Annotated in this window: 11 protein-coding genes; 6 read left to right on the top strand and 5 right to left on the bottom strand. The window is 63.3% G+C overall.

Going from position 1 to position 12984, the window contains the following annotated elements; all coding sequences use genetic code 11:
• Window positions 1-8 precede the first annotated feature (8 nt).
• From LPU83_RS56105 to LPU83_RS56095, 3 genes are all read right to left on the bottom strand, one after another.
• The gene (locus LPU83_RS56105; RefSeq protein ID WP_024315886.1) at window positions 9-3329 is read right to left on the bottom strand and encodes a transglutaminase family protein; all 3321 of its coding nucleotides are present in this window, start codon (window positions 3327-3329) and stop codon (window positions 9-11) included.
• Window positions 3330-3440: 111 nt separating this feature from the next.
• Window positions 3441-4823: a sensor histidine kinase gene (locus LPU83_RS56100; RefSeq protein WP_024315887.1), complete on the bottom strand. Its 1383-nt coding sequence runs from the start codon at window positions 4821-4823 to the stop codon at window positions 3441-3443.
• Window positions 4820-5497, bottom strand: coding sequence for a response regulator (locus LPU83_RS56095; RefSeq protein ID WP_024315888.1), 678 nt, complete (start codon window positions 5495-5497; stop codon window positions 4820-4822). The genes LPU83_RS56100 and LPU83_RS56095 overlap by 4 nt, the downstream gene beginning before the upstream one ends.
• 137 nt (window positions 5498-5634) lie before the next feature.
• Here LPU83_RS56095 and LPU83_RS56090 point away from each other — a divergent pair, with 137 nt between their 5' ends.
• Both LPU83_RS56090 and LPU83_RS56085 read left to right on the top strand, forming a co-directional pair.
• Entirely contained in the window at window positions 5635-6720 is a 1086-nt protein-coding gene (locus LPU83_RS56090) for a MerR family transcriptional regulator (RefSeq protein ID WP_024315889.1), read from the top strand.
• A 49-nt stretch (window positions 6721-6769) separates the two neighbouring features.
• Window positions 6770-7837: an ABC transporter substrate-binding protein gene (locus LPU83_RS56085; protein ID WP_051166689.1), complete on the top strand. Its 1068-nt coding sequence runs from the start codon at window positions 6770-6772 to the stop codon at window positions 7835-7837.
• A 20-nt stretch (window positions 7838-7857) separates the two neighbouring features.
• On the opposite strand, the gene LPU83_RS56080 is transcribed toward LPU83_RS56085, so the two are convergent.
• Window positions 7858-8046 (bottom strand): hypothetical protein, encoded by a 189-nt coding sequence (locus LPU83_RS56080; protein WP_024315891.1) that lies wholly within the window; start codon window positions 8044-8046, stop codon window positions 7858-7860.
• Between the two features lie 316 nt (window positions 8047-8362).
• On the opposite strand from LPU83_RS56080, the gene LPU83_RS56075 reads away from it, so the two are divergent.
• From LPU83_RS56075 to LPU83_RS73130, 4 genes are all read left to right on the top strand, one after another.
• Window positions 8363-9307 carry a Bug family tripartite tricarboxylate transporter substrate binding protein gene (locus tag LPU83_RS56075; protein ID WP_024315892.1) on the top strand — a complete coding sequence of 315 codons (945 nt, stop codon included), beginning with the start codon at window positions 8363-8365 and terminating at the stop codon, window positions 9305-9307.
• A complete protein-coding gene (locus LPU83_RS56070) occupies window positions 9304-9795 on the top strand; it encodes a tripartite tricarboxylate transporter TctB family protein (RefSeq protein ID WP_024315893.1) in 492 nt (163 codons plus the stop codon). The genes LPU83_RS56075 and LPU83_RS56070 overlap by 4 nt, the downstream gene beginning before the upstream one ends.
• Window positions 9796-9806: 11 nt before the next feature.
• Complete coding sequence (locus LPU83_RS56065) at window positions 9807-11324, top strand: tripartite tricarboxylate transporter permease (protein WP_024315894.1); 1518 nt, start codon at window positions 9807-9809, stop codon at window positions 11322-11324.
• 234 nt (window positions 11325-11558) lie between these two features.
• Window positions 11559-11726, top strand: a complete 168-nt coding sequence (locus LPU83_RS73130) for a hypothetical protein (RefSeq protein ID WP_093041484.1) — start codon at window positions 11559-11561, stop codon at window positions 11724-11726.
• A 131-nt stretch (window positions 11727-11857) separates the two neighbouring features.
• On the opposite strand, the gene LPU83_RS56060 is transcribed toward LPU83_RS73130, so the two are convergent.
• Window positions 11858-12949 carry a DUF475 domain-containing protein gene (locus tag LPU83_RS56060; RefSeq protein WP_024315895.1) on the bottom strand — a complete coding sequence of 364 codons (1092 nt, stop codon included), beginning with the start codon at window positions 12947-12949 and terminating at the stop codon, window positions 11858-11860.
• Window positions 12950-12984 lie beyond the last annotated feature (35 nt).

Here is a 12984-nt window from a genome sequence, read left to right as displayed (position 1 = left end):
CCTAACGTTTAAATTCCCACCGGTCGTCGAAGATCCAGCGTTAGCGGGAATTCCGGCGACGCTGTTTCAGCGCGCGGGATATAACCGCCTGCCGTATGCCCCCACGGCTCGAATCGCGCCAGACGCCTTGCTTCCGCTTCGTTACCATTGACAGGGAAGGTGTCATAGCTACGCCCGCCGGGATGGGCAACATGATAGATGCAGCCGCCGATCGAACGCTTCGACCACGTATCATAAATGTCGAAGGTCAGCGGCGTGCTGACCGGCAAAAGCGGGTGCAATCCCGACGCCGGCTGCCAGGCCTTGAAGCGGACGCCGGCGACGGAGACGCCCGCCGTGCCGGTCGGCGTCAGCGGCACCGTGCGGCCGTTGCAGGTGACGGTGTAGCGCGAGGCATTGCTGGTCTCGAGGCGAACCTGCAGGCGCTCGACGGAGCTGTCGACATAGCGCACGGTGCCGCCGATCGCCCCTTCCTCGCCCATGACGTTCCAAGGTTCCAGCGCCTGGCGCAGTTCCAGCTTCGAGCCCTCGTATTCGACCTCGCCGCAGAAGGGGAAGCGGAATTCGAGCTGCGCCTTGAACCATTCGGGACTGACGTCGAAGCCGTTCTGCCTGAGATCGCCGAGCACATCGAGGAAATCGGCCCAGACGAAGTGCGGCAGCATGAAGCGGTCGTGCAGCGTCGTTCCCCAGCGCACGAACCTGCCATCGGCCGGGTTCTGCCAGAAACGGGCGATCAGCGCGCGCACCATCAATTGCTGGGCCAGTGACATGCGGGCGTTCGGCGGCATTTCGAAACCGCGGAACTCGACGAGGCCGAGACGGCCGGTCGGGCCATCCGGGGAGAACAGCTTGTCGATGCAGATTTCGGCGCGGTGGGTGTTGCCCGTCACATCGATCAGCGTGTTGCGAAACAGGCGGTCAGTGATCCATGGGAGCGGCGCCGCCCCGTGGCCGGGCGCCGGGATCTGGGCAAGCGCCGTCTCCAGCTCGTAGAGGCTGTCGTGGCGGGCCTCGTCGATGCGCGGCGCCTGGCTGGTCGGGCCGATGAACATGCCTGAGAACAGGTAGGAGAGCGAGGGATGGCGCTGCCAGTGCAGCACCAGGCTCTTCAACAGGTCGGGACGGCGCAGGAACGGGCTGTCGCCTGGATTGGCGCCGCCGACGACCACGTGGTTGCCGCCGCCGGTGCCGGTGTGGCGACCGTCGATCATGAATTTGTCGGCGCCAAGCCGGGTCTGGCGCGCCTCCTCATAGACCGTCGTGGTGATGTCGACGCAGTCCTGCCAGTTGGACGCGGGATGGACGTTGACCTCGATGACACCGGGGTCGGGGGCGACGCGGATGACGTTGATGCGCTCGTCCTGCGGCGGCAAATAGCCTTCGATATGGACGGGCAGGCCGAGCTCGGCCGCGGCATTTTCGGCGGCGGCGATCAGTTCGAGATAATCCTCAATGCGCTCGACCGGCGGCATGAAGACGCAGAGCCTTCCGTCGCGCGGCTCGACCGAAATGGCGGTACGCACCGCGCCGCCGATTTCGCCGATCGTTTGCTCGACGCGGCTCTGGCTGCTGTCGTCGCTGTGGCGGGACGCTTCGGGCATGGCGCGGCCGGCGGGAACGAAGACCTCTGGCAGCGGCTGGCGAGGGATCGAGGGATCGGCTGGGTGGATATAGGGAAAGCGAGCCGGAGGCACATAGGGCAGCGTGCCGAGCGGCAGGCGATAGCCGACGGGGCTGTCGCCGGGCACGAGGAAGATCTTGCCGCGGCGGGTCTTCCATTTTTCGCTGACCCAGCGCTGGCCCGATGCCCTGGCGTTCCAGGCCTGAACCGGCAGAATGTAGCCGGTCGGCGTCGTCAGGCCGCGCTCGAAGACACGGGCGATGCGGCTGCGCTCTTCCGGGTCCTTCAGCTTGGAATTGGACGGATCGACATTTTCCGGCAGGCTGCCTTCCTTGATGATCCATTCGGCCGGATCCTCGTAGGCGGGAAGTACCATGTCGGGCTCGATCGCCAACTCGCGGGCGATCGCATTCAGCAGGTTGGAGGCGTCCTCGGCTTTGACGCCGGTGTCCTTGCCTTCGCCGGCGATCAGCTCCGGGTTTCGCCAGATCGGCTTGCCGTCCTTGCGCCAGTAGAGCGAGAAGGTCCAGCGTGGCAGGCTTTCGCCCGGATACCACTTGCCCTGGCCGTAATGCAGAAAGCCGCCGGGGGCGAAGCGTTCGCGCAGCTTGCGGATCAGCTCGTCTGCCTTCTCACGCTTGGTCGGGCCGACGGCGGCGGTGTTCCATTCCTCGGATTCGAAGTCGTCGATCGAGACGAAGGTCGGTTCGCCGCCCATGGTCAGGCGAACGTCCTCGGCTTGAAGAATGCTATCGACCTTTGCGCCAAGTGCGTTGAGTTCGTCCCAGCTGTCGTCGGAGAAAGGCTTGGTGATACGCGGATGCTCGGCAACGCGCGACACCTTCATGTCGAAGGCGAACTCGGTGTTGGCCTCGCCAAAGAGCGCACCGGAGATCGGGGCGGCGTTGCGATAGTGCGGGGTGGCGGCGAGCGGGATGTGGCTCTCCCCGGTCAGCAGCCCGGAGGTCGGGTCGAGGCCGACCCAGCCGGCGCCGGGAAGATAGACTTCGCACCAGGCGTGCAGGTCGGTGAAATCGACCTCAGTCCCCGAGGGGCCGTCGAGCGCCTTCAGGTCGGGTGTCAGCTGGATGAGATAGCCGGAGACGAAGCGGGCGGCGAGCCCAAGATTGCGCAGGATCTCGACCAGCAGCCAGCTCGAATCGCGACAGGAGCCGAGGGCGAGCTTCAGCGTTTCCTCCGGCGTCTGGACGCCGGGCTCCATGCGGATGACGTATTCGATGTCTTCCTTCAGGCGGGCGTTGAGGCCGACGATGAAATCGATGGTGCGCACCGGCGTGCGGTCGATGCCGGAGACGTAAGCTGCCAGCGCCGGTTCCATCGGCTGCGGCTGCATGTAAATCTTCAGATCGTCCCTGATGTCTTCGGGATAGGAGAAGGGCCACGTCTCGGCGCTCTCTTCGATGAAGAAATCGAAGGGATTGTAGACCGTCATGTCGGCGACGAGATCGACCTCGATCTTGAATTCGGTGACCGGGTCCGGAAAGACGTAGCGGGCGAGATAATTGCCGTAGGGATCCTGCTGCAGGTTCACGAAATGGTTGGACGGCGAGACCTTCAGCGCGTGGCTGATCACCCGCGTCTTCGAATGCGAGGCCGGTTTCAGGCGGATGATCTGGGGTCCGAGGCGGACCGGCTTGTCGTATTTGTAGTGCGTCAGGTGATAGATGCTGGCTTTGATCGACATATCTTGCCTTATCTGGCGCCACATCTTCGTGCGGCATTTCCTGTTCCCGGACGTCAGTGTGTGCAATGCAGCGAAAGAATGCAAGAAGGTAAGGCCGAGCCGGCTAAGCCTTTAGGCAGCCTTCGCAAAGGTCACGGAGACTTTGAGGCCCTTGCGGTTCGCGCCAGGCTCCAGCGCCAGCGCCGCATTGAAGAGGCCGGCAATCTCCTCGACGATCGGCAGGCCGAGCCCGGCGCCCGGCGCACCCGAATCGCTGCCACGCGAAAAGCGCTGGCGGACGGCGGCCAGCTTGTCGGACGGGATGCCTGGTCCGTTGTCTTCGACGTCGAGGCGGACAGTATCATCCGTCTCCGATATCCGAACCGTCACCTCTGCGCCCTTGCCGGCATAGGCGATGGCGTTTCCGGCGAGGTTGCGCAGCAGTTCGCCGATCAGAAGCGGCTCGGCGCGGACGAACGCAGGGCGGTCACCGTCGAATCCGAGATCGATGCCTGCCTCAGCGGCGGCCGGGATGAGCTCGCCGGTGATCTCCTGCGCGATGGCCGTCAGGTCGATGGAGGAGACCGTCAGCGCCTCCTTGGCCGTCGCCGCATCGATCTTTGCCATCAGCAACAATTGGGCGAGGATGCGCTCGGCGTGGGCGACGGCCTGGTCGCCTTTCAGGGCGGAGCCTTGCGCTTCGGCCAAGGTGCCGGCACGGGCCGATAGCGCGAGCTGCGTGCGGATGATCGCAAGCGGGGTGCGCAGCTGGTGGCTGGCGTTGCCGGTGAAGTTGCGAAGCGCATCGAGCGCCGACTCCAGACGCACCATGAAACCGTTTACCGTGTCGACCAGCGGCTGCACCTCACTCGGTACCGACTGTTCGATCGGGTGGAGGTCGTCGGGACTGCGCTCACCGATCGCGTCGCGCAGCTTGTAGAGCGGGCGCAGCGCGACGGTGACGGAGATCCAGACGATGACGGCGGCTCCTGCGATCATCAACGAGAGGCGGAGCGCGGAGCGGAAGAGGATGGCGCGGGCAAGCTGGCGGCGGGCAATCGTGGTTTCGGCAACGGTAACGGCGAAGGGCACCGAGCGGATGCCTGTCGAGGCCGAACGCTTGAGCGTTGCGACGCGGATCGGCTCGCCGCGGAATGTGTCGTCAGCGAAGGCAGCATTGTCGCCCACGGTTTCGGCAAGGACGGGAAGCGCCTGATAGCCGGTGATGAATTTCCCGGGCGGGCCGTCGACGCGGTAGAAGACGCGGTCCTGCGCGGCCGAGGTCAACATCTCCAGCGCCACATAGGGGATATCGACCTCGAGCGTGCCGTCTTCCGCAACGACGACGCGTTCTGCAATGGCAAGCGCGGAACCGGCCAGCACGCGATCCGATACGATGTTGGAGGTCTGCACGGCTTCGCGGTAGGTGTCGACCAGCGCGACCATGCCGATGATGGCGGTCGAGATCAGCAGCCAGAACAAGAGCCTTCGTCGGAGCGAATAGACCGTTGTCATGAGGCCTCGGGCAGCTTGTCGAGATAGTAGCCGATGCCACGCGCGGTCTTCACCGTGAGGCCGTAGGGCGACAGGCGCTTCCTCAGACGGCTGACATACTGCTCGATGGCATTGGCGGAAATGTCGTCGTCGAAAGCGGTCAGCGACTGAATGATCGCTTCCTTGGCGACGACCTTGCCGGCGCGCATGAAGAGGATCTCGAGAAGGCCGAGCTCGCGGGCGGGAATGTCCAATGGCGTCGAGCCGGCGGAGAAGGCGCGGGAGTTGAGATCAAGCGACACGCCGCCGAAGCTGACCGTCGCCGAATGCAGACCGGCCTGCCGGCGTAGCAGAACCCGCACGCGCGCTTCGAATTCCGAAACATCGAAGGGCTTGATGAGGTAGTCGTCGGCGCCGAGATCGAGACCCTTGACGCGCTCTTCTGGCGCGCCGCGCGCCGTCAGGATGAGGACCGCCGACTTGTTCTGCCGGGCGCGCATGGCGCGCAGAACATCGAGGCCGTCCATCTCCGGCAGGTTCAGGTCGAGCACGACGAGATCGAAGTTCTCGGCTGCCGTCACGGCATTGGCAGAGGCGCCGTCATGCACGACATCGACGGCATGACCGGTGCCGCGCAGGATGGCCGAAAGCCCGTCGGCCAGCGCGATATTGTCCTCCACCAGTAGAATGCGCACGGATGTTCCCTTGGTTTTTGAAGAGGATACAGGCTGGTGCGGCCGATGTCACGAGGACGGGCGCGTCTAGTGATGGAGGAAAAACGTGCTTGAGCCGCCCCTTGGGTCATAGCCTATAAGGGGGCAATGGAGGTGCGATGACCGGACGAATCAACGAAAATCTCTGGCTGACGGCTGCCCAATGCGCCGAGCGGATGGGTCTTACGGTGCGGGCGCTGCGGCTCTATGAGGCGCGCGGTTTGATCAACCCGCGCCGGACCGGCAAGAACTGGCGGTTATACGGTCTTTCTGACATAGCGCGGTTGCATGAAATCCTGGCGCTGAAGCGCATGGGGCTAAGTCTCGCCCACATCACCCAATTGCTGGCGGGACGTGCGATCGATCTCGACCGGACGCTCGCCATGCAGCAGGCCGCCCTCGTCGCTTTGCGCGAGAGGGCCGAGGAGGGGCTCGCCCTCATTCGGGCATCGCGGCAGCGCATTGCAGGCGGCGAGCCGATCGCCATTCACGACCTCATCAAGATAGCAAGGGAAACAGACATGAGCGACGATACCGCTGATGCCGTGGCATGGCGGCGCTACGAGCAGGCCCGCCCGCGCACCGAAGTGTCGATCGATCCGGCCCTTTACAGCCGCTGCGTCGGCGCCTACCGCTTTCCGAACGGCGGCGTCATGACGATCTCAATGTGTGAGGGAGGGCTGGCGGCTCAGCTCACCGGTCAGGACCGGTTGGATATCTATCCTGAAAAGGAGGATGTCTTTTTCTATCGAGTCGTGCCGGCGCAGCTAAGCTTCGCCCACGAGAATGGGGCTCCAGCGGAAGGCCTCATACTCCACCAGAACGGCTACGAGCAGATAGCACGGCGCATCGACGAGGGTCTGGCGCAGGAGATCGCCGCTGAACTTGAAAGTAGGATCAGGGACAAGCGACCGGTCGCCGGCAGCGAGGCCCGGTTGCTTAGCCTCATCGACGAGGCTGCACGCGGCGAATACGATCTCGGCCGGATGACCGAGCCGCTCGCCGCCGCGACGCGCGAGCAGGCGCAGAAGATCAAGGCCGATCTCGAAAAGGCGGGTCCCGTGAAAGGCCATGTTTTCAAGGGTGTATCGCCGGAAGGATGGGACGTCTACGAGGTGGTCTTCGAAAACGAACTGATGGAATGGCGCTTCACTCTCGCCGAGGATGGACGGTTCAGCGGCGCGTGGATCCGCCCGCTGCCCTAGATCGCTTCGGTGCCTTGTGTCGCCCTCCACCCTCATGCATCTTAGGGGGATGAGGAGACTATATTTACTTGCATGCCTGCTGCTCTGTCCCGGTCTGGCGACTGCGGACGAGGTGTTCTATCCCGCGCGTTCCGGCAATGCGCAGGCTCCGACGCTGGTCGTTTATTCCTCGCTTGACGAGCCCTTGGCGCAGCCGATGATCCACGGGTTTCAGGCGGCCAACCCCGATGTGGCGGTCAAGTATGAGGACATGCTGACCGGCGAAATCTACGATCGCATCGTGCGCGAGACGGATGCCGGCAAGCAGACGGCCGATTTCGCCTTCTCGTCGGCAATGGACCTGCAGGTGAAGCTTTCCAACGACGGCTACGCGCAGGTGAGCAACCTGCCGATGAGCGCTCGCTGGCCGAAATGGGCCAACTGGCGCAATACCGCCTACGCGCTGACTTTCGAGCCGGCGGTCTTCGTTTACCACAAGCCGAGCTTCACCAGTGAGCCGCCCCCGAGTTCGCGGGCCGAATTCGTCGATTACCTCAAGCGCAAAGGCGATATTATCCACGGCCGGATCGGAACCTATGACATCGAGCGCTCCGGCGTCGGTTTCCTGTTCATGGCGCGCGACCAGGAGCAGTTCGGCGATATCTGGTCGGTCGTCGGCGCCATGGGGGCGGCCGGCGTCAAGCTCTATTCCACGAGCTCTGCCATTCTGGAGCGTGTTTCCGACGGACGCTTTGTGCTCGGCTACAACATCCTCGGCTCCTACGCCGCCGATTGGGCGAGGCGCCATCCCGATGTCGGGATCGTGCTGCCGAAGGACTATACGGTGGTCATGTCGCGCATCGGCCTCGTGCCGCAGGCGGCGGCCGACCCGGAACTCGGGCGACGTTACCTCACCTTCTTCATGTCCAAGGAGGGGCAGACGATCATGGCGCGCGAGCTGCAGATTCCCGCCGTCAGCCCCGAAGTTGCCGGCGAAAATACGGCCAACACGATGCAGGAGCTTCTGGGTGCGCAGTTGCGGCCCGTGCCTGTCAGCCCGGGATTGATGGTCTATCTGGATCAGGTCAAGCGCGCGAGACTGATCGCGCACTGGAACGAAGTGCTGCGCACGCAATAGGGAGTTCGTCGCGGAATGAGCTACCGGAACAGGCAGGGCCGCTGGGCGTTAGCCAGCAATTCCTGCTTGGTCGCGAAGGATCCGAAAAGCGCGAGGAGACGCTTCTCCTCTTCCTTGTCCAACCGGTGACGGCGCGCGAAGTCGCGCACGCTCCACACCTGTCGTAAGCCCTCATGTTCGATTTGCTTGGTATCGATGTGAGAACTCATGGCCCAATCCTCCTAGCCGTCCTTAACGCCCGGGCGGCGGACAAGTTCCATCGAGGTCGAAATTCTGCGATGTCCCCCGGCCAGTGCCAATTACGGCAAAAAAGTGTCACTATGGGGTGGATACTTAGCCGATGTCAGCTAAATGACAGCTTGTTGTGGTCCGCTTTGCAGAACTTCAGCTCCGTGGAGGCGGAGAGATGAAGTTTCGGGAGGAGCTTGCCAGCCATAACGGACCCTACGTCCGTCTGCAGTGTCCTTCCCGATTCCATCGAGAACAATGCGCGGTTTCTCAGCCGCGCCCACGGAGGGCACACTCGTGAAGCATACTCTTCTTGCAACCATTTTCGCAGCCGCGGTCGCGCTGCCGGCCTATGCCGCCGACTACACCATCATGGCGCCGGCCGCTCCCGGCGGCGGTTGGGACCAGACGGCTCGTTCGCTGCAGACCGTTATGCAGAAGGAAGGCATTTCTGGCAACGTGCAGGTTCAAAACGTTCCGGGCGCTGGCGGCACCATCGGTCTCGCCCAGTTCACCGGCCAGAACAGCGGCAACCCGAACGCACTGATCGTCGGCGGCTACGTCATGGTCGGCGCGATCCTGACCAACAAGTCGCCGGTCACCCTCAAGGACGTCACGCCGATTGCCCGCCTCACCGGCGAATATGAGGCGATCGTCGTTCCGACCGCATCCGACATTAAGACGATGGCCGATCTCGTTGCCAAGCTGAAGCAGGATCCGGGCTCCGTTTCCTGGGGCGGCGGTTCGGCAGGCGGCACCGACCATATCGCTGTCGGCCTGATCGCCAAGGCTGCCGGCGTCGACCCGACGAAGATCAACTATGTCGCCTTCTCCGGCGGCGGCGAAGCGCTGGCCGCTATTCTCGGCGGGCAGGTGACCGCAGGCATTTCCGGCTACGGCGAATTTGAATCGCAGGTGAAGGCTGGGCAGCTCCGGCTTCTGGCCGTTTCCAGCGACAAGCGCATCGAGGGCGTCGACGCGCCGACGCTCAAGGAATCGGGTCTCGATGTGGCTGTCGAGAACTGGCGCATGGTTGCCGCAGCGCCCGGTCTTTCGGCCGAGCAGACGGCCGCAATCACCGCCGATTTCGACAAGCTTTCGAAATCCGCCGGCTGGCAGGAAATCCTGAAGACCAAGGGCTGGGCCAACACCTACCTCGCCGGCGACGCCTTCAAGGCGCAGCTCGACAAGGACGTTTCGGCAACCGAAACCATCCTCAAAGAGATCGGACTTGTTCAATGAGCAGGGGCAACGAACCCTTGGCAACGAAGCGTCGCCCCGACTGGGCGGCGCTGGTCATCGCCATCTGTCTTTTCGCCGTCGCCGCCGTCATGCTCTGGGACGCGTCGCACATGCGCGCTATCGCCCAGTATGACCGCATCGGCCCGGCAACCGCACCCAAGGTCGTGGCCTTCGGGCTGATCGGTCTCGGCATCTGGACGATCTTCGAAGCCTGGCGCAACGAGTTTCCGGAGCGGGAACATCAGGAAGTTGCTCCCGTCATCTGGATTGTCGCCGGCCTTGCCGCGCAGATGCTGCTTCTCAAAACGGCAGGCTTTTCGATCGCAACCGGCATTCTCTTTGCGTTCACGGCGGCCGGCTTCGGACGTCGCAAACTCTGGATCTCGATCCCCGCGGGCATCGCCTTCAGCTTCGTCGTCTGGGTGATCTTCGCGAAGCTTTTGCAGCTGACCCTGCCTGCCGGGCCGTTCGAACGAATCTTCTTCTAGGATTGGATGCGATGAGCACCTTCGAATTCCTCTTCCAGGGTATCCTGGTCGCCATGCAGCCGATGAACCTGCTCTATGCGTTCGTCGGCGTTACGCTCGGCACTGCGGTCGGTGTGCTGCCGGGCATCGGCCCGGCGCTGACCGTGGCGCTTCTGCTTCCCGTCACCTACAAGCTGGACCCTGCCGGTTCGCTGATCATGTTCGCGGGCATCTATTACGGCGGCATGTATGGCGGCTCCACGACCTCTATTCTTCTCAACACGCCCGGTGAAAGCGCCTCGATCGTCACCGCACTGGAAGGCAACAAGATGGCGCGGGCCGGCCGCGGCGGGCCAGCGCTGGCGACGGCGGCGATCGGTTCGTTCGTCGCGGGACTGATCGCAACGCTCGGCCTTGCTTTCATCGCGCCCTATATCGTCAAGCTTGCGCTGATTTTTGGACCGCGCGAATATTTCGCCCTCATGGTCCTCGCCTTCGTGACCGTCTCCTCGGCCTTCGGAGACTCCGCCTTGCGCGGCTTGACCTCGCTCTTCATCGGCTTTGCCCTTGCCATGGTCGGCATCGACCAGCAGACAGGACAGGCACGCCTTTCCTTCGGCGTTCCGGATCTGCTCGATGGCGTCGAGGTAACGACGCTTGCGGTCGCGATGTTTGCGATCGGCGAAACGCTCTATATCGCCGCTCAGGGCAATCGTGGCGAAGAGAAGGTCGAGGCCGTCAGGGGCTCGCTGTGGATGACGGCGCAGGATTGGTCACGCTCGTGGAAGGCTTGGCTGCGCGGCACGCTGATCGGCTTCCCGATCGGAGCTATGCCGGCCGGCGGTGCCGAGATCGGCACGTTCCTCTCCTACGCCACCGAAAAGCGTCTTGCGAAGAACCCGGAGGAATTCGGCCACGGTGCGATCGAAGGCGTTGCCGGTCCGGAGGCTGCGAACAATGCGTCTGCGGCCGGCACGCTGGTGCCGCTCTTGACGCTTGGCCTGCCGACGACGGCGACGGCAGCGATTATGCTCGCCGGCTTCCAGCAATATGGTCTGCAGCCCGGTCCGCTGTTGTTTGCGAACAACCCGCAGATCGTCTGGGGCCTGATCGCCAGCCTGCTGATCGCCAATGCGATGCTGCTGGTGCTCAACCTGCCGCTGATCGGCTTGTGGGTGCGTCTGCTGACGATCCCGAAGCCATGGCTTTATGCCGGTATCCTGCTGTTTGCGACGCTCGGCACGATCGGCGCCAACCCCTCGGTGTTCGAGCTCGGCATGCTGCTCGCCTTCGGCGTGCTCGGCTACATCATGCGGCTCTTCGGCTACCCGATCGCGCCGGCGGTCGTCGGCCTCATCCTTGGTCCGCTGGCCGAGCAGCAATTGCGCCGCGCGTTGGCGATCAGCCAGGGCGACGTGACGACGCTGGTGATGTCGCCGATCGCCGCGGGCCTGCTGATCGTTGCCGCAGCGGCCTTCATCATTCCGCTGATTCTGCGGTTGCGCGGACGCGGCGAGGTTCTGTCGCAGCTTGCTGCGAACGAGGACTAAAGAAAAAGACTGCCCGAACCCCTCCCTTGCGGCCGGCGATGGAAACATCCGCCGGCCTTTTCGTGTTACAGGGAAGACAGCTCCTGCCTGGTTTGAGGAGCAGCTCCTTCTTCGGGCCAGCGAAGCCGCTGACCGTATGTTCTTGCATAGCAGGGCTGAATTTCCGTTGCTTGTGGCGAGACGCGCGCGGCCACATATGTGAGCGGTCAATCATAAAGCAAAGCGAGAAAGAAAATGTCCTTCCGTAAGTCCATTCGCGATGGTTTCCTTGGCCGCGCCTTTGCGGTGATCGGTGCTGCAAATGCTGTGAGCGCCACCATCGAAGCTGGCCGTCGCCCGAAGGCCCGCGATCTGCGCGAGCTCGGCATCGACCCGAGCATGTTTGGCAGAATCAACCACTAAACTCATCTGCGCCCTTCGGCGCGGATTTGGCGGTCGGCCGATCGCCAGATACGAAACAGCCCGCAACCGGATGGTCGCGGGCTTTATTTTTGTCCTGCTGAAGCCGCACCGTCGGGTGTGGCTCATCAGGTTCAGGCGTGCAGTTCCTTGTGCGCCTGCGCGCTCTCTGCCGCCTGCTCCTTCTTGTTGTAGCGGATGGAAGACCACAGCGAGATGCCGATCAGGGCCGCGCCGCCAAGGCCGGTGATGACCTCGGGGATATGGAACATGGTCTGCACGTACATGATCACGGAGAGGATCAGGATCGCGTAGAAGGCGCCGTGCTCGAGATAGCGGTATTCGGCAAGCGTTCCCTTTTCGACAAGCATGATCGTCATTGACCGCACGTACATGGCGCCGATGCCGAGGCCGATGGCGATGACGAAGAGGTTCTGCGTCAGCGCGAAGGCGCCGATGACGCCGTCGAAGGAGAAGCTGGCATCCAGCACTTCGAGATAGATGAAGGCGCCGAGACCGCCTTTGGCGGCGGCGCTCATCGTCTGCTGCGAGGCATCGAGCAGGCCGCCGATGACCTCGACCGCGAGAAAGGTCAGCAGGCCGTAGATGGCGCAATGGACGAAGGTGCTGGCTTCTTCCTCGCCAAGGAAGGACGAGAAGATCAGGACCAGCGCCAGAACGAAGGCGATCTCGATGCCTTTGATCGTGGCGGAACGGGCCATGAGCTTTTCAAGCCCGGCGATCCAGTGGACGTCTTTCTCATGGTTGAAGAAGTAGTTGAGGCCGACCATCATCAGGAAGGTGCCACCGAAGGCGGCGATCGGCAGGTGCGCGTCGTTCATGATGCGCGCATACTCGGCCGGCTCGCGCGCTGCGAGCACCAAGGCTTCCCAGGGGCCGATGTTGGCGGCGATCGCGACGATCGCGAGCGGGAAAACGATCCGCATGCCGAAGACGGCGATGACGATACCCCAGGTGAGGAAGCGATGCTGCCAGGCCGGCGTCATCTCCTTCAGCTTGTTGGCATTGACGATGGCGTTGTCGAAGGAGAGCGAGATCTCCAGCACGGCGAGCACCGTGCAGACGAAGAAGACGGTCGCCATGCCGCCGATGGTGCCGGTGGTCTGCCAGCCAAGGGCTGCGCCCAAGATGAGGCCGAGGAAGGTGACGATGAAGGCCCAGCGGAAATAGCCGAGCGTCGATTTCTGCGAGGAATTGTTGGTCATGGCCGCACCTCGCAGCCACGAGCCTTGTCGAACAG

The organism is Rhizobium favelukesii, from assembly GCF_000577275.2.
GTDB classification, from domain to species: Bacteria; Pseudomonadota; Alphaproteobacteria; order Rhizobiales; family Rhizobiaceae; genus Rhizobium; species Rhizobium favelukesii.
The sequence above is the reverse complement of the archived record's forward strand: the minus strand, read 5'-3'. Positions and strand labels throughout refer to the sequence as shown.